Below are 25,960 nucleotides of genomic sequence, written 5' to 3' on the forward strand. Positions count from 1 at the left end.
CGACTCCTCGGCGCGGTCACCGAGGTCGAACAGGACCACACGCGTGAATCCCGGATATCCGTTCTCTGCCATCGTCGGTCAGGACCGACTGCTGTTGGCGCTCTCACTCTGTGCCGTTCACCCCGGCATCGGCGGCGTGCTCGTACGCGGTGAGAAGGGCACGGCGAAATCGACCGCCGTGCGTGCGCTGACGGCGCTGATGCCTCCCGTCACGGACTCGGCGGGCACCCGGCCCGCTCGGCTCGTCGAACTGCCCGTCGGTGCGACCGAGGACCGCGTCGTCGGGTCCATCGACTTCGAGCGCATCGTCCGTGACGGCGAACGCGCCTTCACCCCCGGCCTGCTCGCGGCAGCGGACCGTGGCCTGCTGTACGTCGACGAGGTCAACCTTCTCCACGACCATCTCGTCGATCTGCTGCTCGACGCGGCAGCCATGGGCCGGGTACACGTGGAGCGGGACGGTATCTCGCACTCCTACCCGTCGACCTTCGTGCTCGTCGGCACCATGAACCCCGAGGAGGGGGAGCTGCGCCCGCAGCTGCTCGATCGCTTCGGCCTCGCCGTGGACGTCTCCGCCTCCCGCGATGTCGACACGCGGATGACGGTCGTCCGTCGCCGACTCGACTACGAACGCGACGCCGTCGCGTTCGCCGAGGCGCATGCCGACGCCGACGCGGAGATCGCGGCCCGCATCGCCGGTGCGCGGGACCGTGTCGCCGACGTCGAGCTGCCCGACTCGGAACTGCGTCGTATCGCGGCCGTGTGTGCGGCCTTCGACGTCGACGGGATGCGCGGTGACCTCGTCGTCGCGCGCACCGCGACCGCTCACGCCGCGTGGCGGGGCGGCACCACGGTGACCGAGGACGACGTGCGCGTCGCCGTCGAACTGGCGTTGCCCCATCGGCGTCGGCGCGATCCGTTCGATGCTCCCGGACTCGCGGACGGCGAGCTGGACGACGCGATGTCGCAGGCGGACGAGGACGTGCGACGTTCGGAACCGGAGCCCGATCCCGATCCCGACCCGGACGGCGGCGGCGCACCCGATCCCGCTGCCGAGGACGGTGCTCCCGAACAGTCGAGCTCCGACGATGCACCGTCGGCCGACGAACCGCCCCCGCGGCCGTCGACCGGTGGCAGCTCCGGAACCGCCGCGTCCGGGGACGGCTTCGATGCCCGGCTCCTGCAGATCGACGGTGTCGGCGACGGCGCACCCGGCCGTCGCTCACGCGCGCGGGTGTCCTCGGGTCGTGTCGTGCGTGCGACCGACTTCACCGGCGGCTCACTCCATCTCGTCGGCACTCTGATGCGTGCCGCGGAGCGCAGGGGAGCGGCCGAGTCCGGCCGGTTGTCCATCGCGGGCGGTGATCTGCGCGGCGTCGATCGCGAAGGGCGCGAAGGCAATCTGATCGTCTTCGTCGTCGACGCCTCCGGCTCGATGGCGGCGCGCGACCGCCTGTCTGCGGTCACCGGTGCCGTCGTGTCGTTGCTGCGCGACGCCTACCGACGCCGCGACCGCGTCGCCGTCGTCTCGGTGCGGGGCAGCGACGCGGAGGTGATCCTCCCGCCGACCCGGTCGGTGGACGTCGCCGTCACCCGACTCCGCGACGTACGCACCGGTGGCAGAACGCCGCTCGCGTCGGGCTTCCTGACGACACGCGACGTCGTCGCACGTGAGCGGGTCCGGGAGCCGGGGCGTCGTGCCCTCGTCGTCACCCTGACCGACGGCCGAGCCACCGGTGGGCCCGATCCGGTGGGACGAGCCCGCCACGCCGCCGCACTGCTGGCCGCGGACAAGGTGGCCTCCGTGGTCGTCGACTGCGAGTCCGGCATGGTTCGCCTCGGACTCGCCCGTGACCTCGCGACCGCCCTGCGCGGCACCTACATCTCACTGCCCGAACTGTCGTCGGCGAGCGTGGCCGGCGTCGTCCGGGCCGCAGCCTGAGGAGATTCTCCATGCCACAGGGAGTTCCGGCACCCGGCACCGTTCCCGACGACGGCCTGACCACCAGGCAGCGTCGCAACCTCCCCATCCTCGCCGTCCACACGGGCCCCGGAAAGGGGAAGTCCACCGCCGCGTTCGGCATGGCGATGCGCGCCTGGAACCAGGGCTTCGACGTCGCGGTCTTCCAGTTCGTCAAGAGCGCCAAGTGGAAGGTCGGCGAGGAGTCGGTGTTCCGCACCCTCGGTGATCTGCACGACGAGACCGGCGTCGGCGGCGCCGTGGAGTGGCACAAGATGGGCTCGGGATGGTCCTGGTCGCGCAAGCGCGGCGACGAGGTCGACCATGCCGAGGACGCCCGCGAAGGGTGGGCGGAGATCGCGGCGCGCATCCGGGACGAACGGCACCGCTTCTACGTCCTCGACGAGTTCACCTATCCGCTGCACTGGGGGTGGATCGACGTCGACGACGTGGTGCGCACCCTCACCGACCGGCCCGGCAACCAGCACGTCGTCATCACGGGCCGCAACGCACCCACCGCGCTGCTCGACGCCGCCGATCTGGTCACCGAGATGTCGAAGATCAAGCACCCCATGGACGCGGGTCGCAAGGGTCAGCGCGGCATCGAATGGTGAACGATCTGCCCGCCGTCGTCATCGCGGCCCCCTCGTCCGGCAGCGGAAAGACCACCATCGCCACCGGCATCATGGGCGCACTGCGCGCCGCCGGCAGGCGGGTCGCTCCGTTCAAGGTCGGCCCGGACTACATCGATCCCGGGTACCACGCCGTCGCCGCAGGACGGCCCGGTCGCAACCTCGACGCCGTCATGACGGGCCGCGACGCGATGGTGCCCGCGCTGCGCTGGGGTGCGAGCGGGTGCGACATCGCGGTCGTCGAGGGCGTCATGGGTCTCTTCGACGGTCGCATCGACCCCCACGCCACCGGACCCGCTGCGGAGGGGTCCACGGCCGCGGTCGCCGCCGCGATCGGTGCGCCGGTGATCCTGGTGGTGGATTCGCGAGGGCACAGCCAGAGCATCGGCGCGCTGGTCCACGGGTTCTCGACGTACGACCCCTCGGTCCGCGTCGCCGGGGTGATCCTGAACCGGGTCGGCAGTGAGCGACACGAGGCGGTGCTGCGACAGGCCTGCGACCGGGTCGGCGTTCCCGTGATCGGGTCGGTGCCTCGCGCCGGCGCGCTCGAGGTGCCGTCGCGTCACCTCGGCCTGGTGACCGCAGCCGAGCACGGCTCCGCCGCGGTCGACGCCGTCGCGGCGATGACCGAGCTGGTGTCGCGCCATGTCGACGTCGACGCTCTCGCTCGCATCGCGGCGACGGCGCAGGTTCCGACGGCGGAGCCGTGGAGTCCGGACGCCGCGGTGGGGGTGCGGATCGAGGGTCCGCGTCCGGTGGTCGCCGTCGCCGGTGGCCCGGCGTTCACGTTCGGCTACGCCGAGCAACCGGAGGTGCTGCGTGCCGCGGGAGCGGACGTGGCGGTGTTCGATCCGCGCCACGACCGGTTGCCCGAGGGTGCCACCGGCCTGGTCGTCCCCGGCGGCTTCCCCGAGCTCCACGCCGCCGAGCTGGCCGCCAACGAGCCACTGCTGCACGACATCCGGGCTCTCGCCGACGACGGGTGGCCGGTGCACGGTGAGTGTGCGGGCCTCCTGTACCTGGCCACCTCGCTGGACGGGCACCGCATGGCGGCAGTGCTCGACCTCGACGTCGAGTTCGGGTCGAGGCTCACCCTCGGCTATCGAGACGCGGTGGCGCTGACGGGGTCGGTGATGTTCGACGTCGGCCAGCGCATCACCGGCCACGAATTCCACCGCACCCACGTCGTCCGGTCGGGATCGTTCGAACCCGCGTGGGCCTGGCGGCGCGACGGCAGCACTGTGCAGGAGGGATCCGTCGGCGCAGGCGGACGGGTGCACGCGTCGTATCTGCACACCCATCCGCTCGCGACGGCCCGGGGATTCGCTCGGTTCGTGGCGGCCTGCCGGCCGTCCACCGATCACGCCGCGAGCAGTCCCTCCAGGTAGTCCAGGAGCCGTGACACCTCCCGCGGGGCGCCGAGGACGACGACCTTGAGCCGGTCGCGTTGCGCGTCGTAGGCGGTGTTGACGCGCAACGGTTCACTGTCGGGACGCGCGTCCCCGGTGGCTCTCGCGAGCAGTGCGGTCAGCCGATCCGCGGTCTCGCGGTCGACGGTGTCGATGTCGACGATCGAGGTGACCTCGACGCGATGCTCGGTGCGCAGTGTGGAGGCGGCCTGCCCGGTGAACGTCTCGAGGTCCTCGCCGGAGATGCGGTACTGCTTGCCGATGCGGACGGCGGGAAGGCGCCCGGACCGCACGTAGCCGCGGACGGTGCGCACGTGCAGCCCCAGCATGTCGGCGACATCGTCGACCGAATACATCCGCACAGTCATCCAAACAACGTAAACATCCCCTGTCGCACACGTCAATTGGGACATCTACGTGCCCCGTGGCGGCTTTTCCCGGACATGTCGTCGGGAGACTTTTCCGACAGGTTGCCGGTGAACGGCGCGGAAATCGGGCATTGGTGGCAATCTGGATCGAATGACCGACATCGACCAGAGACTGATCCTGGGGCCGTTCGTCCGCTACGTCAGTACCGATCGCGCGACCTTCTGGGTGGAGACGTCGCACTCCTGCACCGTCACGGTCACCACGTCCTCGGGCGCCTCGGTGGACGAGCGCACGTGGGGTCTCCACGGGCACCACTACGCCCTCGTCGCCGTCGAGGATCTGCCGCAGAACTCCCTCGTCGACTACACCGTCGCGATCGACGGCGAGCAGGTGTGGCCCACTCCCGACCGCCGGGCCGTCGTGCACACGATGTGCGACGACGAGCCCGTCACCGTCGCTTTCGGATCCTGCCGGCGGGGTGACACCTACAGCGACGAGGCGTTGACGCGCATCGGCGCCGACGCTCTGGTCGGGCTCGCCGACCGTGTCGCGAGCGAAGAGCCCGACACCTGGCCGGATCTTTTGGTCTTCCTCGGCGATCAGGTCTACGCCGACGATCCGTCGCCCGAGATCGTCGAGCGCCTGCACGCCCGGCGCGAGGCCGGCGAGCGTGCTGCCGGCGCCCGCTCGGAGGAGGTCGAGGACGAGATCTGCGACTTCGAGGAGTACACCTGGCTCTACCAGGAGTCGTGGGGCGACGACCGCGTCCGCCAACTGATGGCCACGGTCCCGACGTGCATGATCCTCGACGACCACGATCTTCGGGACGACTGGAACTCCTCCGCGGACTGGCGCGCGGAGGTGACACAGGCGTCCTGGTGGGAGGACCGCGTGATCGGCGCCTTCTCCTCGTACTGGGTCTACCAACACCTGGGCAACCTGTCCCCGCGCGAACTCGAGGACGACGCGATGTACGCGGCCGTGCGATCCGCCGCGAGCGACTCCGAGCGTGAGACGCTGCTCGCCGAGTTCGCCCTGAAGGCGGACGCGGAACCGTCCTCGGCGCGCTGGAGCTATCACCGCGACATCGGCAACACGCGTCTGGTGATGATCGACAGCCGATGTTCGCGTGACCTGTCGCCCGAGCGCAGGGCCATGGTCGACGACGTCGAGTGGGCATGGGTGCGCGAGCACACGCTGAAGTCGGGCAAGGAGCACGTGCTCCTGGGTTCCTCGCTGCCCTTCCTCATGCTTCCGGGGCTGCACGCGGTGGAGCAGTGGAACGAAGCGGTGGCGCAGGGCGCGTGGGGGAAGCGGTTCGGTCGGATCGGGGAGAAGCTGCGTATCGCGCTCGATCTCGAGCACTGGGCCGCGTTCGGAAAGTCGTTCGGCGACATGGTGGATCTGGTCGACGAGGTGGTCGTGGGACCGGACGCGCCGAAGTCGGTCGTGTGGTTGTCGGGTGACGTGCACTGCTCCTACGTCGCGAAGGCGGAGACCCGCGTGTCGACGTCGACGTCTCTGTACCAGCTGACGATGTCGCCGTTCCGCAATCCACTGAACCTGCCGATCCGGGCGGTCAACCGCCTGGCGATCCGTCGCCCGGTGGCGAGGATGCTCGCGCGCCTGGCGCGCGGAGCCAAGGCGGAACCCGTGCACGCGGAGTGGAGCACGGAGGCGGGTCCCTGGTTCGACAACGGGGTGATGTCGTTGACCACGGACTCGCAGGCGCTGCGTCTCGAAGTGAACCACGCCGCGGTGGTGAACGGGCGTCAGACGCTCAGCACCACGGCTCGCTACGACCTCACGCCGTCCGGGGTGCGGCAGCGCTGATCGTGCCCGTGCCACGACAGGTAGGGTCTTCCGACGTGGACGCGACCGATTCTCCCTACCTCGCAGGGCTCGATCTGGCCGGTCGTCGCGTGGTCGTCGTCGGTGGGGGCAGTGTCGCGCAGCGGCGGCTCCCGCTGCTGGTGTCGTGCGGCGCGAAGGTCGTCGTCATCACCCGTGAGGCCACCCCGGCCGTCGAGGGCATGGCGAGCTTCGGTCAGATCGAGCTGGAGTTGCGCGACTATCGCGACGGCGATCTGCACGAGGCCTGGTACGCCATCGCCTGCACCGACGAGGCCGAGACCAACGCGGCCATCGTCGCGGAAGCGGCGCGCTCCCGGATCTTCTGCGTGCGCGCGGACGTGGCGAGAGACGGCACGGCGGTCACGCCTGCCAGCGCGGAGTACGACGGTCTGACCGTCGGCGTGCTCGCCAGCGGAGAGCATCGCCGGTCCGCCGCCGTGCGCAACGCCGTGCTGGACGGGCTGCAGTCCGGGGCCATCGCGGACGCACCGGAGAAGTCGATCGCGGGGGTCGCACTCGTGGGCGGTGGACCGGGGGACCCGGACCTCATCACCGTGCGGGGGCGCCGCCTGCTGGCGCGTGCCGACGTGGTGGTGGCCGACCGTCTTGCGCCGCCCGAGCTGTTGGCCGAACTGGGACCGCACGTCGAGGTGATCGACGCGTCGAAGATTCCGTACGGCCGGTTCATGGCACAGGAGGCCATCAACGACGCGTTGATCACGCATGCCCGCGCCGGCCGGTTCGTGGTCCGACTCAAGGGCGGCGATCCCTACGTCTTCGGCCGCGGATACGAGGAACTCGAGGCGTGCACCGCAGCGGGCATTCCCGTCACCGTCGTTCCCGGCATCACCAGCGCCATCTCGGTGCCGTCCGCCGCCGGTATCCCGGTCACCCATCGTGGCGTCACGCACGAGTTCGTCGTCGTCAGCGGTCATCTGCGCCCGGATCACCCGGACTCGCTGATCGACTGGCCGTCCCTGGGCCGGTTGCGCGGCACCATCGTGCTGCTCATGGCGGTCGAGCGCATCGGAGCCTTCGCGGACGTGCTCGTCGAGAACGGGCGCGCCGCGGACACGCCGGTCGTGGTGGTCCAGGAGGGCACGACGCGGTCGCAGCGGGTGGTGCGGGCAGATCTGACCACCGTCGCCGAGCGGGTGCGTGCGGAGAACGTGCGCCCCCCGGCCATCATCGTCATCGGACCGGTGGCGGGATTCGACGCCGCGGCCGTGATCGGCGCAGCCTCGTGACCCGGCCGATGACCTATCCCGTGACCGAGCGGGCCTTCGGACTCGCGATCATCGCGCTCAGCGGCATGCAGTTGATGGCCGTGCTCGACGGCACCGTGGTGAACCTCGCGCTCGCTCCGCTGCAGGCCGAACTCGGCCTCAGCGATGCCGGTCGCAACTGGGTGGTCTCGTCGTACGTACTGGCCTTCGGCGGGCTCATGCTCCTCGGCGGGCGCATGGGCGACGCCTTCGGACGCAAGCGCATGTTCCTCGTCGGAGTCGCGCTGTTCACGGTGGCGTCCGCGGCCTGCGGACTCGCGCAGAACGAGGCGATGCTGGTGCTGGCCCGCGTGATCCAGGGCGCCGGCGCCGCCGTCGCGTCGCCCACGGCGTTCGCACTGGTGGCCACCACGTTCGCGCCGGGGCCCGTCCGCAACCAGGCCATCGCCATCTACGCGGCCATGACCGGTGTCGGCTCCTTCTCCGGTCTCATCATCGGCGGCGCGCTCACCGAGGTCTCGTGGCGGTGGATCTTCCTCATCAATGTGCCGATCGGTCTCGCGATCCTGGCCCTGGGATGGCGCGCGCTCACCGAGACGGCCGGCGAACGGGCACCCCTCGACGTGCCGGGGGCGATCCTCGCGACGCTCGGATCCACCGGTGTCGTGTTCGGCATCGTCGAGGGTCCGGAACGAGGCTGGACGGACGTCGTCACCCTCACCGCGATCGTTGTCGGTCTGTTCCTGCTGCTCGCGTTCCTCACCGTCGAGCGGCGCGCCAGGAACCCACTGCTGCCCTTCGAACTCTTCCGCGACCGGGACCGCGTCGCCACCTTCGTCGCCATCTTCTTCTCCGGCGGCGCCCTGTTCGCGATGACCGTGATCGTCGCGGTGTTCGTCCAGGACGTGTTGGACTACAGCCCGCTGCGCGCCGGCATCTCGTTCATCCCGTTCGGTGGCGGCATGGCGCTCGCCGCCGTCGCGTCGTCGTGGCTGGCGCCGCGGGTCGCACCACGCTGGATCATCGCGACCGGCGCGGTCCTCACCGTCGGGTACCTGATCTTCGCGTCGACCATCACGGTGGAGTCGACGTACTGGAAGAACCTGTTCCTCCCCATCGGCGGCATCGGTTTCGGCGTCGGACTGGCGGTCATCGCCCTCCCGCTCTGCGCGATCGCCAACGTCGACCAGAAGAACATCGGGCCCCTCACCGCCATCTCGCTCGTCGCGCAGAACCTGGGTGGCCCACTCGGCCTCGCTGTGGTCAGCGCGATGGCGGCGTCAAAGACGCTCTCACTGGGCGGTCGGACGGGCTCGGCCGTCGACATGACCCGGCCGGAGATCGTCGCGTTGGGAGAGGGCTACACGTTCGCTCTTCTCGGCTGCGCCGTTCTCGCCGCGGTCGCCGCGGTCTCGGCGTTGTTCATCCGCTACAGCGCGGCCGACGTCGCCCAGGCCAAGGCAGCCCAGGACGCGGTTCACCGCTGACGGTCGGCGGGCAGGTCCGCCTCGTTCGCCGCCGCCCGCCCGGACTCCCATCCCGCGAGGTCCAGCCGGGGTCCACGGACCGACCGGGTGGCCGGGAACAGTCGCTCGACCTCTGCCTCGACGGCCACCGTCTGCGTCGCCAGCATCGGCAGCAATTCGCCGGACCGGCGACTCGCCTCCTCGAGGGCCAGCGCGTCCGACTCGGCGAGGCGTTCACCCAGCCGCACGGCATAGGCCCACAGGAACGCGGTGTCGAAGCCGGATGCGGCCTTCTTCCGCCGAGCCGGTCGGGGAGCGCGAGCCAGAGCGCGCGCCGCCTGCACCGAGAGGGAGGTGAAGAGCATCTCGGTCTGCTCCACGTCGACGGGTGCACCCACCACCGTCGCGAGGGCGTGATCGGTGTCCCAGACCACCCGGGTGCGGTTGACCGTCGCCACCACGTGCAGCAACTGGGCACGCGCATCCGCGTGCGGATTGTCGACGTGCACACGCCTGCTCATGACGTCGGTCCGGCCCTCGGCGAGCACGAGGGTGTCGACGGAGTACTTCGTCATCAGTTCCTGCGCCTTCGCGGTGAACGCATCGGCCTCCTCCTCGAACTCGGTCGAGTCCGCCTTGGCGAGAAGCCCCCTGATGCGCCCGAGCATGCCGGACCCGACGACGGTGTCGGGCGGCAGAAGGCGTGCGGTCCGGGCCGACGGCCACTGCGACGGCAGCGCGCCGATCCGGGTGAGTCGGGGCAGGCTCTGCCACCGCCCGAGCAGCGTGAGCACGGCGATCCACTGGTCACTGACGGCGATGTAGTCGGACGCACCGCCGAGGCGCAGACGCGCGGCGAGCAGACTCGGAGACGCGTCGACGGGCGACTCGACGTCCGGGCGCAGCGCCCGGATCGCCTCGACCTGGCGCACCCAGCTCTCGGGCGCGCGCGAGGTGGCGTCGGAGAGTTCGGCCTCGTGCAGGAGGGCCGCCGCGGCGAGTCCGGTGACCTCGGCGGTGCAGTGGCGGCGGACGACGTGCAGCAGGTCGAGCGGTTGCCACCCCTCCTCGTACAGCGCCGTGATCGTGGACAGGAGCGTGACGGACCCCTGAGCGAGGGGATCCGCGTCGGTGCAGGCGACCAACTGGTCCGCGACGTCGTCCACCACGCGTTGCGAGGCGGTGCGACCGACGGCGGCATCGGCGCCGCGCTGCAGCAGTTCCGGGACCGGGTTCATTCGGTCAGCACGATCACCTCGGTCGGCGATGCGACCTCGGCTCGGAGTCCTGCACGGACGGCGACCGCGGCGACGGCCCGTGCGCTCGTGGGTTCCGCGCGGGTGACGGTCAGCGCCCGTGCCAGCAGTCCCTTGTGATGCTTGTTGAAATGGCTGACGACGGTGCGGGATCCGTCGGGTTGCTCGGTGAGCACGGTGGCGGTGACCGCGCCGGGTATGGGGCCCAGGTCGCGGTAGATTCCCGAGCGCAGATCGACGACGAGACCGTCGGCCGCGGCGGTGACCGCCGCGGGCAGCACCGGCTTCCACAGGGCGCGGAGCGTGGGGAGCCCGGGCAGTGCGGACCCGCCCGAGAGCCGGTACGCCGGAACCGGATCGTCCGCTCGCACCGCACCGAAGAGGGCGGACCCGATCGCGAGGCGCTGCCGAGCCTTGGCCTTCTGCGCCCGGGTGAACGATGCCGCGTCCAACGCGTCGAACAACACTCCGGTGTAGCGCTCGAGAGCCGGTCTCGTCGCCGAGACCGTCAGGGCCGCATTGCGCTCGATCTCGTCGTCCTGCTTCGGCGAGAGTCCCAGGGCCGTGCGGGAGGCCGCGGGATCGTCGGCGAGGGACACGAGAGCGTTCACCAGCGTCGATCGGACGTCGGTGAGCTGCGGAAGCCACAGCCGGTCGAGATCGAGCGGATCACCGCGGCCGCCCGCGGACTTGGTTTCGGACGGTGGCAGAAGAACGAGCACGGCAGGAACGGTACCGACACACCCACGGACTAGGCTGTGCGCCTGTGATCACCCGTCTGTCCCACCTGTTCCTGCGCACGCTCCGCGACGATCCCGCCGATGCCGAGGTACCGAGCCACAAGCTCCTGGTGCGCGCCGGCTACGTCCGCCGCATCGCTCCCGGTGTGTACTCGTGGCTGCCGCTCGGGCTCCGGGTGCTGCGCCGCGTCGAGCAGGTGGTGCGCGAGGAGATGAACGCGATCGGTGGCCAGGAGATCTCGCTGCCGGCGCTGCTGCCGCGCGAACCGTACGAGGTGACCAACCGCTGGACCGAGTACGGCGACGGGCTGTTCCGGCTCAAGGATCGCAAGGGCGTCGACATGCTGCTCGGGCCGACGCACGAGGAGCTCTTCGCGCTGACGGTCAAGGGGGAGTACAGCTCCTACAAGGACCTGCCGGTCACGCTGTACCAGATTCAGACCAAGTACCGCGACGAGGAGCGTCCGCGGGCCGGCATCCTGCGCGGCCGTGAGTTCGTCATGAAGGACTCGTACTCGTTCGATCTCGACGAGGCGGGTCTGAAGACCTCTTACGAGGCCCACCGCGAGGCGTACCAGCGAATCTTCGAGCGCCTCGGTGTCAGCTACGTCATCGTCGCAGCCACGTCCGGGGCGATGGGCGGGAGCGCGTCCGAGGAATTCCTCGCGGAATCGGTCGTCGGCGAGGACACCTACGTGCGGTGTGTCGAGTCCGGGTACGCCGCGAACGTCGAGGCCGTCACGACGCCGGCTCCGCCGTCGATCCCCCTCGAGGGCCTGCCGCAACCGACGGTGCACGAGACCGGCGACACCCCGACCATCGCGACGCTCGTCGACTGGGCGAACGGTGCGGATCTCGGCCGCACGGTCACCGCGGCGGACACGCTCAAGAACGTGCTGCTCAAGACACGCGTCCCCGGCGGTGAGTGGGAACTGCTCGCCATCGGCGTTCCCGGTGATCGTGACGTGGACGAGAAGCGCCTCGAGGCCTCCCTCGCCCCCGCCGAATTCGTCATGCTGGGCGACGCGGACTTCGCCGCCAATCCGTTCCTCGTCAAGGGGTACATCGGACCGAAGGCCTTGCAGGACAACGGCGTGCGTTACCTCGTCGACCCTCGCGTCGTCGACGGCACGGCGTGGATCACCGGCGCGAACGAGAAGGGCAAGCACGTCGTCGATCTGGTCGCGGGCCGCGATTTCGTCGCGGACGGCACCATCGAGGCCGCCGAGGTGCGCGACGGTGATCCCTCTCCGGACGGCCGCGGCGCACTGGTGTCCGCTCGCGGCATCGAGATCGGCCACATCTTCCAGCTCGGTACCAAGTACACCGACGCCTTCGCGGTCGACGTCCTCGGCGAGAACGGCAAGCCCACCCGCTTGCTCCAGGGCTCGTACGGCGTCGGCGTGTCTCGCCTGGTGGCTGTCATCGCCGAGCAGATGCACGACGACAAGGGTCTGCGGTGGCCCGCGTCCGTCGCACCCGCCGACGTGCACATCGTCATCGCCAACAAGGACGTGGGCGCGCGCGAGGGTGCCGAGGCGCTCGCCGTCGAACTCGACGCGCACGGACTCGAGGTCGTCCTGGACGACCGTCCCAAGGTGTCTCCCGGTGTGAAGTTCAAGGACTCCGAGCTGATCGGTGTGCCGCTCGTCGTCGTCCTCGGTCGCGGCTGGGCGGACGGCACCGTCGAGCTGAAGGATCGCTTCACCGGTGAGGCTCGCGACGTTCCGGCCGAGTCGGCGGGCCGGGAGGTCCTGCGCGCGGTCGGGCGACCCGTGTGAGCACCTCGTCGTCGAGCGAGTCTCTCCCTGCCGTCCTGACCCGGCTCGTCGACGCTCGCCGAGTCCTGCTGATCGCGCCGACACACGGACGATCGGCCGCTCTCGCGGCCGACGCGGTCGGCGAGCGCGGCTCCGTCGTGGTGCTCGCCGCGGACGAGAGCGTCGCGGCCGTCCAGGCCGACACGGAGGCGGCACGAGGCCGGGTGGAGATCGTCGCCGGCGAACCCGCCGGATCGTTGCCGCAGCTCCGCACGGACGACGACACGACCTTCGGTGTGGTGTCCGCCGACGTCTCGCGGGCCGGTGCGGCCGAGGCCGTGCAGTACCTCGAGTGGGCGCTGGTGCTCGGTCGACCCGGGACCGCCGTGGTGGTCACCGGTGACGCCGACGGGGCGACGTGGACAGCGGTGCAGGACATGGTCGACGGTCACCCACGGCTCGCCGCGGCGTCGTGGACCGCGGGCACCGCGGTGATCGTCGCCGCCGTGACCGATCAACCCTGAGTCGAGGTCCCGACCGGCGGAGGGGTCAGGTCGCCGGAGTGCCGGGAAAGGCCACCGTCGACGGGAAGATGCCGAGAATCGCCTTCCACGCCGAGGCGCGCCGAGCTGAGTCCGTGAGGGCGACGATGCCGATGTCGCGGGTGTGCCCGGACTGGGCCCGTTCGACGACCGACCGCCAGGCGACTGCGGCGTCGTCCTCGACCTGCGCCGCGAGCCGTGCCGCTGCCACCGCGTCGGTCACCGGGAACGGCACCGTGTACCCGGCCGCGGGCTCCGGTGCGGTGACGCTGGCCGCGGTCAGGGCGTCGATGGTGCCGTCGCGCCGCGCTCGGTGGTCGGCGGCGTACTGCGCGACCATCGGATCGCGGGTGGGGTTCGAGAACGCCGCGATGACGCCGTAGGCGAAGACGGCGGCGAACTCCACGTTCAGCGCGTCCACGAGGGCCTGCTGCTCCGGGCCGAGATCACTCATCCGGCCACCGCCGCGGACGCCAGCGTGCACGCGGCACTGATCGACCCGAGCAGGCCCGCTCGGTAACCGGACAGCGCACGCGCGTCGTCCGCTGCGCTGCGGCCCGCGTCCGACAGCGCCGTGGACAAGTCGGTGAGTGCCGGAGCCGGCACCGGCTCGGCAGTGCCGGTCGCCGCAGCGGCGGTCTCCGACACCGTGGGCGGGGGAGTGAGACGTGCGATCTCGGTGTCGAGCGCGTCGGCGTGGGCGGTCCGCTGATCGGCGATCACGGTGAGAGTGTCGACCGCCGCCGGGTTCTGCGCGATCGCCGCCGTTGCGGCGGCGGCGTCCCGGCGGGCCCGGGCGGCATGGGCCGCGAGCGGATCGGGCTGCGCCGCCTCGTCGTCCTGCGCACCGTCCGAGCACGCGACCGTCGAGGCGAGGATCGTCGTGCCCGCTACCGCCGCTCCCGCACCGCGCAACATCGTGCGCCGCGAGAGCGTCGGGAGACTGCGGCCGTGCAGGAAGACCGGTCGGTGCGGAACTGTCGGTGGCACCCGGTCATCGTGCCAGACACGGACACCGTCCCCGCGCCGGACACGAGCACTCTCGGCGCGACGACGCAGCGTGTCGGGAGACGCGCCCCGGTCGCGGTATCGTGGTCCCTTCCCAGTTCGCCGGTGGCGAGCTGTACAACTTCAGCGAGGAGTGGTCGAGCGATGCCGGTTCCATCCAGGGAGAGGGTCGTCGCACTCCTCTCCGCACACGTGGCGGGCCCGGGGTTCACCGACGGCGATCTCGATCTCGAAGACGTCACCGTGTCGAAGGCCGGTGCTCACAGCGTCGTCAAGGTGATCGTCGACCGGGATTCCGGATTCGAGCTCGACGCGCTCGCTCGGCTGAGCCACGAGATCTCCGACATCCTGGACGCGGCAACCGAATTCGGGGACACCGCGTACAACCTCGAGGTGACCACGCCCGGTGTCGACCGACCCCTGACCGAGCCTCGCCACTGGCGTCGTGCTCGCGGCCGGATGGTCACCGTCGTGCTCGGGGACGAGACGATCGACGCCCGCGTCGGGGAGCTCAGGACCTCGGAGGGCGGTACGACCGAACTGGATCTCGTTCTCCGCTCGCGCACCGGTCCGACGCTGCGCACCGTGCCGCTCGACTCGGTCACGTCGGCCACCGTGCAGGTGGAGTTCAAGAAGCCCAATCCTGCGGAGCTCGAGATGGCGGGCGGCGTCACGCCCGGACGCTTCGATCCGCTGAACCCGCCGGAGGAGCCCGTCTCCGGTGACGAAGACGACGACACAGACGACGAAAGCCGATAACGACGTGAACATCGACATGACTGCCCTCCGCGCGATCGAGGCGGAGAAGGGCATCACCATCGACGCGGTGATCGAGACGCTGCAGAGTGCGCTGCTCACCGCGTACAAGCACACGGCCGGTCACCGGTCCGACGCCTACATCGACGTGAATCGCAAGAGTGGCGAGGTCCGCGTCATGGCACGCGAGACCGACGAGAACGGGAACTTCGTCTCCGAGTGGGACGACACCCCCGAAGGGTTCGGTCGCATCGCCGCGACCACCGCGCGTCAGGTCATCCTGCAGCGACTCCGAGACGCCGAGAACGAGAAGTCGTTCGGTGAGTACTCGACGCACGAGGGCGAGATCGTCGGCGGTGTCATCCAGGCCGACGCACGGCTGAACGCACGCGGCACGGTCGTGGTGCGGATCGGCAGCGACTCCGAGGGCGTGGACGCGACCATCCCGCCGGCGGAGCAGGTGCCCGGTGAGACGTACGAGCACGGCGACCGGATCAAGTGCTACGTCGTGGGCGTCACCCGCGGCAATCGCGGCCCGCAGGTCACCCTGTCCCGGACGCACCCCAACCTGGTCCGCAAGGTGTTCGCGCTCGAGGTGCCGGAGATCGCGGACGAGTCCGTGGAGATCGTGTCGGTGGCCCGCGAGGCGGGACACCGGTCGAAGATCGCCGTGCGGACGTCGGTGTCCGGCCTCAACGCCAAGGGCGCGTGCATCGGTCCGATGGGCCAGCGTGTCCGCAACGTCATGAGCGAGCTGGCCGGCGAGAAGATCGACATCATCGACTACGACGACGATCCCGCCGTGTTCGTCGGGAATGCGTTGTCACCGTCGAAGGTTGTCTCTGTCACGGTCGTCGACGCGGCTGCCCGCGCCGCTCGTGTGGTGGTGCCCGACTATCAGTTGTCGCTCGCGATCGGCAAGGAAGGTCAGAACGCGCGGCTCGCCGCGCGCCTGACCGGGTGGCGTATCGACATCCGGAGCGACGCCGCGCCGACCGAGGACGATCACTGAGTCGGCGCGCGCGAGCGGGCGACGTTCCGAACCGGACCGAATCCGCGTTAGACTGTGACACGGCTCGACACGCGTTGTCCGACGACACCGCGTCCGCACCAGCTGGACCGGTGCGTACGTGCGTAGGATGCAGACAGCGCGAGTCGCCTTCCGCCTTGGTGCGGATCGTTGCCGGCGTCTCCGACACCGGCACGGTCGGTGCCGTGGTCGATCATCGCCGCAGACTGCCCGGCCGGGGTGCATGGTTGCATCCCGACGCGACTTGTCTGCAGCAGGCGGAGCGACGTCGAGCATTCGGGCGTGCCTTGCGCGTGACCGGTCCGCTGGACCTGTCCGCGCTTGCCCGAGAGTTCGCACCGTGACGGTGTGGACCACACCCGATCGACCGGCCGAACGGTCGCGGCACCTCGCCGCGCCACGAGGAGAACAGGTACACGAATTCATGAGCACACCGTGAAGCACCGACGATGAACATCGTTTCGAGATAACCCGAGGTCGTGCGGGCGCCTGCCATAGGAGCCGCGCTCGACCTCTCAGTGAGGAGAGCAGTGGCAGGCAAGGCCCGCGTGCACGAGTTGGCTAAAGAACTCGGTGTCACCAGCAAGGATCTACTCGCTCGGCTGAAAGAGCAGGGCGAGTTCGTGAAGTCGGCGTCGTCGACCGTGGAAGCACCGGTCGCGCGACGTCTCCGTGAGTCGTACCCGTCCGCGTCCGGCGACGCGGCACCGTCGACCGGCGCCCGTCCGTCCGGAAACGGCGCAGGCCCGAAGCCGGGCGGCCCCCGCCCCGGTCCGAAGCCGGCTCCGGCGGCCCCCGAGGCACCGGCCGCAGCAGCACCCGAGGCGCCCGCCGCGCAGGCTCCGGCCCCGTCGGCTCCCGCCGCCCCGGCACCCGCTGCCCCGGCTCCGACACCCGCAGCACCTGCCGCTCCCGCGGCACCGGCTGCTCCGGCGGCACCCGCCCCCGAGGCACCGGCAGCGTCGGCGCCCACAGCGCCCACTGCTCCCGGCCCCAAGCCGGGACCGAAGGCACCGCGCGTCGGCAACAATCCCTACTCGTCCGCACCCGTCGAGCGCCCCGCGCCGCGTCCCGCTCCGGGACAGGCCGGTCCGCGACCCGGCGCCCCGCGTCCGGCTCCGGGCCAGGGTGGACCTCGTCCGGCCGGCGGCGCACCCGCTCAGGGTGGAGCAGGTCGTCCCCCCGCAGGTCAGGGTGGACCTCGCCCCGGCGGACCCCGTCCCAATCCCGGCTCCATGCCTCCCCGCCCGAACCCGGGTGCCATGCCGAGCCGCTCGGCTCGCCCGGCTCCCGCAGCCGGCGGTCGTCCGGGTCGTCCCGGCGGCGCACCGGGCGGTCGTCCCGGCGGTGCCGGTGGCGGCGGCGGTTACCGCGGTGGCGGCGGCGGTGCACCCGGCGCTCCCGGTGCCGGCGCACCTGCCGGTGGCGGCTTCCGTGGTCGTCCCGGTGGCGGTGGCCGTCCCGGCCAGCGCGGCGCCGCGGCAGGCGCGTTCGGTCGTCCCGGCGGCGCAGTCCGTCGTGGCCGCAAGTCGAAGCGGGCGAAGCGCGCCGAGTACGAATCCATGCAGGCTCCCGCAGTCGGTGGCGTGCGGTTGCCCCGCGGCAACGGTGAGACGATCCGCCTCGCTCGCGGCGCATCGCTGTCCGACTTCGCGGACAAGATCGACGCGAACCCGGCTGCACTCGTGCAGGCGCTGTTCAACCTCGGCGAGATGGTGACGGCGACTCAGTCGGTCAACGACGAGACGCTCGAACTGCTCGGCGGCGAGATGAACTACGTCGTCCAGGTCGTGAGCCCGGAGGACGAGGACCGCGAACTGCTGAACTCGTTCGACCTCACCTACGGCGAGGACGAGGGCGGCGAGGACGAGCTCGAGCAGCGTCCCCCCGTGGTCACCGTCATGGGTCACGTCGACCACGGCAAGACGCGACTGCTGGACTCGATCCGTAACGCCACCGTGCGTGAGGGCGAGGCCGGTGGCATCACGCAGCACATCGGTGCCTACCAGGTCCTCACCGAGCTCGAGGGCAACGAGCGTCTGGTCACCTTCATCGACACCCCCGGTCACGAGGCCTTCACGGCCATGCGTGCCCGTGGTGCCAAGGCCACCGACCTCGCGATCCTCGTGGTCGCGGCCGACGATGGCGTCATGCCGCAGACGGTGGAGGCGATCAACCACGCCCAGGCAGCAGACGTGCCGATCGTGGTCGCGGTCAACAAGATCGACAAGGAAGGCGCGAACCCGGACAAGATCCGGCAGCAGCTGACCGAGTACGGCCTCATCGCCGAGGAGTACGGCGGCGACACGATGTTCGTCGACATCTCGGCCAAGCAGGGCACCAACATCGATGCCCTTCTCGAGGCAGTGCTGTTGACGGCCGACGCGGCGCTCGATCTGCGCGCCAACCCGGACATGGACGCACAGGGTGTCGCCATCGAGGCACATCTCGACCGTGGTCGCGGACCGGTAGCCACCGTGCTCATCGCTCGCGGAACCCTGCGTGTCGGTGACTCGATCGTCGCCGGCGATGCCTACGGCCGCGTCCGTCGCATGGTCGACGAGCACGGCGAGGACGTCATCGAGGCGCTCCCGTCGCGTCCCGTTCAGGTCATCGGCTTCACGTCGGTGCCGGGTGCCGGTGACAACCTGCTCGTCGTCGACGAGGACCGCATCGCCCGTCAGATCGCGGACCGCCGCAACGCTCGCAAGCGCAACGCGCTGGCAGCGAAGTCGCGCAAGCGGATCAGCCTCGACGATCTCGATGCCGCGCTGAAGGAGACGTCGCAGCTCAACCTGATCCTGAAGGGCGACAACTCCGGCACCGTGGAGGCGTTGGAGGAGGCGCTCGTCGGTATCGCGATCGACGACGAGGTCGAACTGCGCGTCATCGACCGCGGCGTGGGTGGTGTCACCGAGACCAACGTCAACCTGGCGTCGGCGTCCAACGCGATCATCATCGGCTTCAACGTCCGTGCCGAGGGCAAGGCGACGGAGCTGGCGAACCGCGAGGGCGTGGACATCCGGTACTACTCGGTGATCTACCAGGCGATCGACGAGATCGAGAAGGCGCTCAAGGGTCTGCTCAAGCCGGTCTACGAAGAGGTCACGCTGGGCCAGGCCGAGATCCGCGCGCTGTTCCGTTCCTCGAAGGTCGGAAACATCGCCGGTTGCCTCGTCACCTCGGGTCTGGTGCGCCGCAACGCGAAGGCTCGACTGCTGCGTGACAACAACGTGGTCGCCGAGCTCGTCACCATCTCGTCGCTCCGGCGCGAGAAGGAGGACGCCACCGAGGTCCGCGAGGGCTACGAGTGTGGTCTGACGGTGACGTACTCCGACATCAAGGTCGGAGACGTCGTGGAGGCATACGAGCTTCGGGAGAAGCCGCGCGACTGATCGACGAGAACGTACGGGTGTGGCCCGCGGCATGTCCGCGGGCCACACCCGTTCGTCGAAGACGGTGTCCGACCCTGCTATCGATGAGGTGCTCGTGTTTCTCGGTGCTCTCGAACTCGACATCCTGCTCGGCGACGTACATTCGCTGAAGGAGAAACGTTCGGTGATCAAGCCCGTCGTCGCTGCCCTGCAGCGCTTCGGTGTGTCGGCCGCCGAGACCGGGGAACAGGAGCGTTACCGTCGTTCGATGGTGGGTGTCGCCATCGCCACCGGGGACGTCGCCCACCTGCACGAGGTACTCGACTCGTGCGAGCGACACGTGGCCGAGAGGCCGGAACTACAACTACTCGCAGTTCGGCGCCGAGTGTTCGGGCCAGAGGACTGATGGACGAAGGAGACGCATCGTGGTGGACCAAGCCCGCGCTCGTAAACTGGCCAAGCGCATCGGTGCGATCGTCGCGACGGCCATCGATCACGAGATCAAGGATCCGCGGCTGTCGTTCGTGACGGTCACCGACACCAAGGTGACCCCGGACCTGCACGACGCCACCGTCTACTACACCGTGCGCGGCGAGACGCTCGACGCCGAGCCCGATTTCCAGGCTGCCGCTCTGGGTCTGGAGAAGGCCAAGGGCGCTCTGCGCACCAAGGTCGGTGCCGGTACCGGTGTGCGCTTCACCCCGACGCTGACCTTCCGTGCGGACACGGTGCCCGACACCGCGCGCCACATGGAGGAACTGCTCGAGCGTGCCCGCCAGATCGACGACAAGGTGGCTCAGGCCGCTGCGGGGGCGCAGCCCGCCGGTGATCCGGATCCGTACAAGGTGCCTCGAAGCGACACCGACGAGCTCTGAGACCCCGGTGACCGACACGCTGCGCGCAGACATGCAGAAAGCCGTCCGTCTTCTCGAGGACGCCCGGACGGTGACTCTGCTGTGCCACGTGCAACCCGACGCCGACACCATCGGCAGTGCGCTCGCCCTGGCCGTCGCGCTCTCGCGACGCGGCGCGCGGCCGACCGTGTCCTTCGCGGCGCCCGCCTCGTTGCCCGAGTCGATGATCGGTCTGCCGGGAGCGGAGTTCCTGGTGCCGCCCGCCGAGGTCCCGACGGACGCGGACCTGGTGGTCACCGTGGACGCCGGCAGTCGAGGCAGGCTCGGGTCACTGGGTGACCGGTTGGACGGCGCCGTGTCCCTGGTCGTCGACCATCACCGGTCCAACACCTTCTACGGCACGCATCACGTGATCGATGCGAGTGCGGAGTCCACCACAGCGGTGGTCGCCGTGCTGTTCGACGAGTGGGGCGTCGAGATCGACCGGGACCTCGCGCACTGCCTGTTCGCCGGCCTCGTGACCGACACCGGATCGTTCCGCTGGGTCCGGCCGGGCTCCCACCTGCTGGCCGAGCGACTTCTCGCGACCGGGATCGACGGCGCCGCCATCTCGCGCCGCCTGCTCGACACCCACCCCTTCGCCTGGCTGCCGATGCTGGGCGCCGTCCTCGGCTCGGCGCGCCTGGTGCCGGACGCGGCCGGCTCGCGAGGGCTCGTCTACGCGATCGTGCGGCTCGAGGACTCTCGCGGACTGCGTCCCGAGGAGATCGAGAGCGTCGTGGACATCGTGCGCACCACCGCGGAGGCCGAGGTGGCCGCCGTGTTCAAGCAGAACGAGGCGGGCTGGGCCGTGTCGTTGCGCGCGAAGAGCAGTGTCGACGTCTCCGTCGTGGCGTCCGCGCTGGGAGGGGGCGGCCACAAGTTCTCCGCCGGCTACACCGCGACGGGCCCGATCGAGGACGACGTCGACGCCCTGGTCGCCGCGCTCGGGTGACCGATCGCTCCGCCGTGGACGGGCGGGTGTCCGCTCGCACCCTGTTCGGCCTCGCGTTCCCTGCACTCGGCGTCCTGGTGGCCGAGCCGCTGTACCTGCTCTTCGACTCCGCGGTGGTGGGTCGACTCGGTGCGCTCCCACTCGCGGGTCTGGCCGTCGGTGGCCTCGTTCTCGCCCAGGTGAGTACGCAGCTGACGTTCCTCTCGTACGGGACGACCGCGCGCGCGGCACGGCTGCACGGTGCGGGCCGGGACGACGACGCCCGCAACGAGGGCGTCCAGGCCACGTGGCTCGCAGTGGTGCTGGGCCTCCTGCTGATCCTGGTGGTCCAGCTCTTCGCGAATCCGATCCTGTCGGTGCTGGGCGGTGGGGGAGACATCACCGCCGAGGCCACCACGTGGCTCCGGGTCGGCGTGCTCGGCACCCCGTTGATCCTCGTCACGCTCGCCGGGAACGGGTGGATGCGCGGCGTGCAGGACACCGTGCGGCCGTTGCGGTACGTGGTGGCGGGGCTCGCACTGTCGGCCGTGCTGTGTCCCGTCCTCGTGCACGGTCTGATCGGCGTTCCGGCCCTCGGCCTCGTCGGATCCGCCGTGGCCAACGTCATCGGCCAGGCCGTCGCCGCGACGCTGTTCGTCTCCGCCCTGATGCGCGGGCCGCGGACCTGCTCGCTCCGGCCGGATCTCGCGATCATCCGCCGCCAGCTCGTCCTCGGCCGGGACCTCGTGCTCCGCTCGTTCGCCTTCCAGGCCTGCTTCCTGTCCGCGGTGACCGTGGCGTCCCGCTTCGGTGCCGGTGCGGTCGGGGCCCATCAGGTGGTTCTGCAGTTGTGGAATCTCGTCGCGTTGATGCTGGACTCGTTGGCCATCGCCGCACAGTCCCTGGTCGGCGCCGCGTTGGGAGCGGGCCGTGGCCGCGCCGCGTCGATGCTCGCCTCGCGGGTGACCGCGTGGTCCGTCGGTTTCGCCGTGGTGCTCGCAGGACTGTTCGCCGCCACCCACGCCGTGATCCCGCCGCTCTTCACGTCCGACTCGTCGACCCTGACGAGCATCGACGGCATCTGGTGGTTGTTCGTCGCGCTGATCCCCGTCGCCGGCGTCGTGTTCGCCCTCGACGGTGTGCTGCTCGGGGCCGGGGATGCCGTCTTCCTGCGGAACGCGACTCTCGCGAGCGCCGTCGTCGGATTCCTACCGCTGATCTGGCTCGCGGCGATCCTCGACTGGGGGTTGCCGGGAATCTGGGTGGGCCTGATGGTGTTCGTCAGCCTGAGAGCGGTCTCCGTGGTCTGGCGGACCGCGTCGGGCGCCTGGATCAGAACGGGGACCGATACCGTCGGGAGCCGAACATCAACCGCAGAAGGGTCGTGAGTGTGCCAGCCAAGTTGTGGGCCGTCAGCGACATCCACGTCGGTCACAAGGGCAACCGGCCCGTCACCGAGGCCATCGAACCGGAGAGCCCCGAGGACTGGCTGATCGTCGCCGGAGACGTGTCGGAGAAGACGGACGACATTCGCTGGGCGCTCGCCGAGCTGAGGTCGAAGTTCGACACCGTGATCTGGGTGCCGGGAAACCACGAGCTGTGGACCACGGTCAAGGACCCGGTACAGATGCACGGTGAGGCGCGCTACGACTACCTGGTCACGATGTGCCGGGAACTGGGTGTGCTGACGCCCGAGGACCCGTTCCCCGTGTGGGAGGGGGAGGTCGGGCAGGCCGGAGGCCGGTCGGGATATGTGGGCCCTGTCACGCTGGTGCCGATGTTCGTGTTGTACGACTACTCTTTCCTGCCCGCGGGCACCACGAACAAGCTCGACGGTCTGGCCCTGGCGCGCAGCCGCAACGTGGTGGCCACCGACGAGTTCCTCATCACCCCGACGCCCTACGCATCCCTCGACGCGTGGTGCGCGGCGCGGCTGGCGATCACCGAGAAGCGGTTGGCCGAGGTGGACACCTCGATCCCGACGGTGCTGATCAACCACTGGCCGCTGGTGCGGCAGCCCACCGAGGTGCTGTTCTATCCCGAGTTCGCCCTCTGGTGCGGAACCACGGCGACCAAGGACTGGCACACCCGCTACAACGCCCTGTGTGCGGTCTACGGCCACCTCCACATCCCACGGACGACGTACTACGACGGCGTCCGATTCGAGGAGGTGTCGGTGGGCTACCCGCGCGAGTGGAAACGCCGCGGACTCCCGGATCAGGTGCTGCGACAGATCCTTCCGGTCCCCGAGTACCCGCCGGGATCGTTGAACAAGTTCGGCGGCCACTTCACGGTCACGCCGGAGATGGAAGCGGAAGTGGAGAAGATGCGAGCGGAGAAGCGACTGTGACGACGGCACGAGAGACCTCCCTGCTCGGCGGGCTGCTCGCGCGCGGCGTCGTCGCCGAGGAGCTGTTCGAGGATCCGCCCGGTCTCACCCCGCACCCCCGCGAGGCGCATCTCGTGGAGAAGGCCGTCGACAAGCGCAAGCGCGAGTTCACCTCGGCGCGGCACTGCGCCCGACTCGCGATGGGCCGGCTCGGACTCGAGCCCGGTCCGATCCTGCGCGGCGAGATGGGATCGCCGGTGTGGCCGGGCGGCGTCGTCGGCTCGCTCACGCACTGCGACGGCTATCGCGCCGCCGCCGTGGGCTACGCGTTGCAGGTCCGCTCGGTGGGCATCGACGCGGAACCGCACGAACCGCTGCCGGACGGCGTGCTGAAAGCCGTGAGCATCGAGGCCGAGCGTGAGGTCCTGGCCACCCGCACCGACGACGAGGTGCAGTGGGACAAATTGCTGTTCTGCGCGAAGGAGGCGACGTACAAGGCCTGGTACCCGCTGACCGGGCGGTGGCTCGGATTCGAGGACGCGCACATCACCTTCGAGCGCGATGCCGACTCGGCGGGACGCTCGACCGTCACCGGTACCTTCCGCTCCCGGCTGCTGGTCCCCGGCGACACCACCAGCGGCGCACCGCTCACCTCCTTCGACGGACGCTGGGCCGTCTCCGACGGCCTCGTCGTCACTGCGATCACGGTCTTCTGACGGCCGGCCTCCGGCCTTCCCGCGATCTTCTGACAGACTTCTCCCTCGTGCCAGCTCACCCCAAACCCCCCACAGGACTCGACGGCGCCGGACTTCTGGTGGTGGACAAGAGTGGCGGAGTCACCAGCCACGACGTCGTCTCCGCCTGTCGCAAGGCCTTGAAGACGCGCCGCATCGGACACGCCGGCACGCTCGATCCCATGGCGACGGGGGTGCTGGTGCTCGGTGTCGAGCGAGCGACCAAGATGCTGGGTCTGCTCTCGCTGACCACCAAGGAGTACACCGCGACCGTCCGCCTCGGAGCCGCCACCACCACCGACGACGCCGAGGGCGAGACGGTGTCGACGGCGGACACGAGTGCGGTGACGGACTCCGGGATCGACGAGGCCGTCGCCGCGCTGACCGGGAAGATCAGTCAGGTCCCGTCGAGTGTCAGCGCCATCAAGGTGGACGGCAAGCGCGCCCACGCTCTCGTTCGGGAGGGCGAGGACGTCGTGCTCGAACCGCGCACGGTCACCGTCTCCCGCTTCGACGTCCTGGAGCGTCGCCGGGGGAGCGACGTGATCGATCTGGACGTCCACGTCGAGTGCACGTCCGGGACCTACGTGCGGGCGCTCGCGCGAGACCTGGGTGCGTCCCTGGGCGTCGGCGGCCACCTGACCGCGTTGCGGCGCACCCGGGTCGGACCGTTCACGTTGGAGCACGCCCGCACTCTCGACGAGGTGCGGGACGACCCGCACGTGAGCCTCGACATCGACGCTGCCGCTCGCACGGCGTTCCCGCACCGGACGGTCACGTCGGACGAGGCCGAATCGTTGAGCCAGGGACGCTGGCTCGACCCGATCGGGATGCCCGGCATCTACGCGGCACTGGACGAGAACGGCCACACCATCGCCCTGGTGCAGGAACGCGGCAAGCGGGCCAGCACCGTGATGGTCGTGCGGCCGGCCACGCTGCGCCCCTGAGTTCGTCGGGGCGGTCCGGCGTCAGTCCGTGGTCATCCAGATCGCCTCGGCGGCAACATGACCCAGGTCGAGTACCGTGTCGGCCACCTGCACGGCCACGGTCCCGGCGAAGTCGCGGCGCTCGACCATCGTGATCGACAGGTCGAGGGTGATGCCGATGGAATCGAAGTACCGCAACATGTCCGGATCCGAGTCGGAGATGCGGGTGACGTGGCCCTTCTGGCCCGCGACGAAATCGCTGAGCGGTACCGCCGGCGGCGCGGGAATGGTGCCGTCGATGGTAGGGATGGGATCACCGTGCGGGTCGCGTGACGGCCGACCGAGTTTGGCGTCGATGCGCTCGACGAGCAGGTCCGACACCGCGTGTTCGAGCACCTCGGCCTCGTCGTGCACCTCGTCCCAGCCGTAGCCCATCTCCTCGACCAGCCAGGTCTCGATGAGCCGATGCCTGCGGACCATGCCGATGGCGGCGCGCCGCCCGGCCTCGGTGAGTGTGATGGACCCGTAGCGGGCGTGGTCGACGAGGCCCTGATCGGCGAGTTTGCGTACGGCCTCGGAGACCGTGGACGGCGAGACGCACATCCGGGAGGCGAGCATCTTGGTGCTCACCGGCTCGTCGGAGTACTCGCTCGCGGTCCAGATGACCTTGAGGTAGTCCTGCGCGACGGTGGAGAGGGCAGGGGCTGGCACGCCGACAGCTTAGCCGTCGGTGCGCCGGACGTGACCGGTCGATCGTCGGCC

25 protein-coding genes are annotated in these 25,960 nt (G+C 70.1%); 19 read left to right on the forward strand and 6 right to left on the reverse strand.

Annotated elements, in window-relative coordinates:
* The first annotated feature begins 43 nt into the window (after positions 1-43).
* From OHB23_RS13325 to OHB23_RS13335, 3 genes are read left to right on the forward strand one after another with little or no spacing between them, the layout of a single operon-like run.
* The gene (locus OHB23_RS13325; RefSeq protein WP_328809693.1) at positions 44-1,942 is read left to right on the forward strand and encodes a VWA domain-containing protein; all 1,899 of its coding nucleotides are present in this window, start codon (positions 44-46) and stop codon (positions 1,940-1,942) included.
* Between the two features lie 11 nt (positions 1,943-1,953).
* Positions 1,954-2,574, forward strand: coding sequence for a cob(I)yrinic acid a,c-diamide adenosyltransferase (cobO, locus tag OHB23_RS13330; protein WP_027505063.1), 621 nt, complete (start codon positions 1,954-1,956; stop codon positions 2,572-2,574).
* Positions 2,568-3,980 (forward strand): cobyrinate a,c-diamide synthase, encoded by a 1,413-nt coding sequence (locus OHB23_RS13335; RefSeq protein ID WP_328809694.1) that lies wholly within the window; start codon positions 2,568-2,570, stop codon positions 3,978-3,980. Before cobO ends, OHB23_RS13335 begins: the two co-directional genes overlap by 7 nt.
* On the opposite strand, the gene OHB23_RS13340 is transcribed toward OHB23_RS13335, so the two are convergent.
* Positions 3,953-4,369 carry a helix-turn-helix domain-containing protein gene (locus OHB23_RS13340; RefSeq protein WP_027505065.1) on the reverse strand — a complete coding sequence of 139 codons (417 nt, stop codon included), beginning with the start codon at positions 4,367-4,369 and terminating at the stop codon, positions 3,953-3,955. The two genes, OHB23_RS13335 and OHB23_RS13340, sit on opposite strands and share 28 nt — an antisense overlap.
* 151 nt (positions 4,370-4,520) lie before the next feature.
* On the opposite strand from OHB23_RS13340, the gene OHB23_RS13345 reads away from it, so the two are divergent.
* From OHB23_RS13345 to OHB23_RS13355, 3 genes are read left to right on the forward strand one after another with little or no spacing between them, the layout of a single operon-like run.
* Positions 4,521-6,203 carry an alkaline phosphatase D family protein gene (locus OHB23_RS13345; RefSeq protein ID WP_027505066.1) on the forward strand — a complete coding sequence of 561 codons (1,683 nt, stop codon included), beginning with the start codon at positions 4,521-4,523 and terminating at the stop codon, positions 6,201-6,203.
* Between the two features lie 35 nt (positions 6,204-6,238).
* Positions 6,239-7,471 (forward strand): uroporphyrinogen-III C-methyltransferase, encoded by a 1,233-nt coding sequence (gene cobA, locus OHB23_RS13350; RefSeq protein WP_222630836.1) that lies wholly within the window; start codon positions 6,239-6,241, stop codon positions 7,469-7,471.
* Positions 7,472-7,479: 8 nt separating this feature from the next.
* Positions 7,480-8,937 carry an MFS transporter gene (locus tag OHB23_RS13355; RefSeq protein WP_222630838.1) on the forward strand — a complete coding sequence of 486 codons (1,458 nt, stop codon included), beginning with the start codon at positions 7,480-7,482 and terminating at the stop codon, positions 8,935-8,937.
* On the opposite strand, the gene OHB23_RS13360 is transcribed toward OHB23_RS13355, so the two are convergent.
* Both OHB23_RS13360 and yaaA read right to left on the reverse strand, forming a co-directional pair.
* Positions 8,928-10,154: a DUF2786 domain-containing protein gene (locus OHB23_RS13360; RefSeq protein WP_328809695.1), complete on the reverse strand. Its 1,227-nt coding sequence runs from the start codon at positions 10,152-10,154 to the stop codon at positions 8,928-8,930. The genes OHB23_RS13355 and OHB23_RS13360 overlap by 10 nt on opposite strands.
* Positions 10,151-10,894: a peroxide stress protein YaaA gene (gene yaaA / locus OHB23_RS13365; protein WP_056445002.1), complete on the reverse strand. Its 744-nt coding sequence runs from the start codon at positions 10,892-10,894 to the stop codon at positions 10,151-10,153. Before yaaA ends, OHB23_RS13360 begins: the two co-directional genes overlap by 4 nt.
* Positions 10,895-10,938: 44 nt before the next feature.
* On the opposite strand from yaaA, the gene OHB23_RS13370 reads away from it, so the two are divergent.
* The gene (locus OHB23_RS13370; protein ID WP_056444999.1) at positions 10,939-12,693 is read left to right on the forward strand and encodes a proline--tRNA ligase; all 1,755 of its coding nucleotides are present in this window, start codon (positions 10,939-10,941) and stop codon (positions 12,691-12,693) included.
* Complete coding sequence (locus OHB23_RS13375; protein ID WP_056444993.1) at positions 12,690-13,196, forward strand: hypothetical protein; 507 nt, start codon at positions 12,690-12,692, stop codon at positions 13,194-13,196. The genes OHB23_RS13370 and OHB23_RS13375 overlap by 4 nt, the downstream gene beginning before the upstream one ends.
* 25 nt (positions 13,197-13,221) lie before the next feature.
* Here OHB23_RS13375 and OHB23_RS13380 read toward each other — a convergent pair whose 3' ends face one another.
* Positions 13,222-13,668, reverse strand: coding sequence for a ferritin-like domain-containing protein (locus OHB23_RS13380; protein WP_027505072.1), 447 nt, complete (start codon positions 13,666-13,668; stop codon positions 13,222-13,224).
* Positions 13,665-14,204, reverse strand: coding sequence for a hypothetical protein (locus tag OHB23_RS13385; protein ID WP_328809696.1), 540 nt, complete (start codon positions 14,202-14,204; stop codon positions 13,665-13,667). Before OHB23_RS13385 ends, OHB23_RS13380 begins: the two co-directional genes overlap by 4 nt.
* A 162-nt stretch (positions 14,205-14,366) precedes the next feature.
* Between OHB23_RS13385 and rimP the strand changes: the two genes are divergently transcribed.
* The 11 genes from rimP (at position 14,367) to truB (ending at position 25,219) form a co-directional block, all read left to right on the forward strand.
* Entirely contained in the window at positions 14,367-14,981 is a 615-nt protein-coding gene (gene rimP / locus OHB23_RS13390) for a ribosome maturation factor RimP (RefSeq protein WP_328809697.1), read from the forward strand.
* A gap of 4 nt (positions 14,982-14,985) precedes the next feature.
* Positions 14,986-15,990, forward strand: coding sequence for a transcription termination factor NusA (nusA, locus tag OHB23_RS13395; RefSeq protein WP_027505075.1), 1,005 nt, complete (start codon positions 14,986-14,988; stop codon positions 15,988-15,990).
* A 158-nt stretch (positions 15,991-16,148) separates the two neighbouring features.
* On the forward strand, positions 16,149-16,352 hold the full coding sequence (locus OHB23_RS13400; RefSeq protein WP_373425284.1) for a YlxR family protein: 204 nt from the start codon (positions 16,149-16,151) through the stop codon (positions 16,350-16,352).
* A 186-nt stretch (positions 16,353-16,538) separates the two neighbouring features.
* Positions 16,539-19,403, forward strand: a complete 2,865-nt coding sequence (gene infB, locus OHB23_RS13405) for a translation initiation factor IF-2 (RefSeq protein ID WP_328809698.1) — start codon at positions 16,539-16,541, stop codon at positions 19,401-19,403.
* Between the two features lie 94 nt (positions 19,404-19,497).
* The gene (locus tag OHB23_RS13410; protein ID WP_027505078.1) at positions 19,498-19,788 is read left to right on the forward strand and encodes a DUF503 domain-containing protein; all 291 of its coding nucleotides are present in this window, start codon (positions 19,498-19,500) and stop codon (positions 19,786-19,788) included.
* Positions 19,789-19,807: 19 nt separating this feature from the next.
* A complete protein-coding gene (rbfA, locus tag OHB23_RS13415) occupies positions 19,808-20,257 on the forward strand; it encodes a 30S ribosome-binding factor RbfA (RefSeq protein WP_027505079.1) in 450 nt (149 codons plus the stop codon).
* A 31-nt stretch (positions 20,258-20,288) separates the two neighbouring features.
* A complete protein-coding gene (locus OHB23_RS13420; RefSeq protein WP_051613254.1) occupies positions 20,289-21,230 on the forward strand; it encodes a DHH family phosphoesterase in 942 nt (313 codons plus the stop codon).
* Positions 21,227-22,597 (forward strand): MATE family efflux transporter, encoded by a 1,371-nt coding sequence (locus OHB23_RS13425; RefSeq protein ID WP_328809699.1) that lies wholly within the window; start codon positions 21,227-21,229, stop codon positions 22,595-22,597. The genes OHB23_RS13420 and OHB23_RS13425 overlap by 4 nt, the downstream gene beginning before the upstream one ends.
* Positions 22,598-22,599: 2 nt before the next feature.
* Positions 22,600-23,559 (forward strand): metallophosphoesterase family protein, encoded by a 960-nt coding sequence (locus OHB23_RS13430; protein WP_328809700.1) that lies wholly within the window; start codon positions 22,600-22,602, stop codon positions 23,557-23,559.
* A gap of 20 nt (positions 23,560-23,579) precedes the next feature.
* Positions 23,580-24,254, forward strand: a complete 675-nt coding sequence (locus tag OHB23_RS13435; protein ID WP_056445312.1) for a 4'-phosphopantetheinyl transferase family protein — start codon at positions 23,580-23,582, stop codon at positions 24,252-24,254.
* Positions 24,255-24,301: 47 nt separating this feature from the next.
* Entirely contained in the window at positions 24,302-25,219 is a 918-nt protein-coding gene (truB, locus tag OHB23_RS13440; RefSeq protein ID WP_056444968.1) for a tRNA pseudouridine(55) synthase TruB, read from the forward strand.
* A 21-nt stretch (positions 25,220-25,240) separates the two neighbouring features.
* Here truB and OHB23_RS13445 read toward each other — a convergent pair whose 3' ends face one another.
* Entirely contained in the window at positions 25,241-25,909 is a 669-nt protein-coding gene (locus OHB23_RS13445; RefSeq protein WP_027505084.1) for a metal-dependent transcriptional regulator, read from the reverse strand.
* Positions 25,910-25,960: the final 51 nt, after the last annotated feature.

The sequence above is a fragment of the Rhodococcus sp. NBC_00294 genome, from assembly GCF_036163995.1.
GTDB lineage: Bacteria > Actinomycetota > Actinomycetes > Mycobacteriales > Mycobacteriaceae > Rhodococcoides.

What these genes read in the sequence shown, in the direction of transcription:
- cobO (WP_027505063.1), top strand. Translation starts at nt 1,954, where the DNA reads ATGCCACAGGGAGTTCCGGCACCCGGCACCGTTCCCGACGACGGCCTG.
- OHB23_RS13335 (WP_328809694.1), top strand. Translation starts at nt 2,568, where the DNA reads ATGGTGAACGATCTGCCCGCCGTCGTCATCGCGGCCCCCTCGTCCGGC.
- OHB23_RS13340 (WP_027505065.1), bottom strand. Translation starts at nt 4,369, where the DNA reads ATGACTGTGCGGATGTATTCGGTCGACGATGTCGCCGACATGCTGGGG.
- OHB23_RS13345 (WP_027505066.1), top strand. Translation starts at nt 4,521, where the DNA reads ATGACCGACATCGACCAGAGACTGATCCTGGGGCCGTTCGTCCGCTAC.
- OHB23_RS13355 (WP_222630838.1), top strand. Translation starts at nt 7,480, where the DNA reads ATGACCTATCCCGTGACCGAGCGGGCCTTCGGACTCGCGATCATCGCG.
- OHB23_RS13360 (WP_328809695.1), bottom strand. Translation starts at nt 10,154, where the DNA reads ATGAACCCGGTCCCGGAACTGCTGCAGCGCGGCGCCGATGCCGCCGTC.
- OHB23_RS13380 (WP_027505072.1), bottom strand. Translation starts at nt 13,668, where the DNA reads ATGAGTGATCTCGGCCCGGAGCAGCAGGCCCTCGTGGACGCGCTGAAC.
- rimP (WP_328809697.1), top strand. Translation starts at nt 14,367, where the DNA reads ATGCCGGTTCCATCCAGGGAGAGGGTCGTCGCACTCCTCTCCGCACAC.
- OHB23_RS13420 (WP_051613254.1), top strand. Translation starts at nt 20,289, where the DNA reads ATGCAGAAAGCCGTCCGTCTTCTCGAGGACGCCCGGACGGTGACTCTG.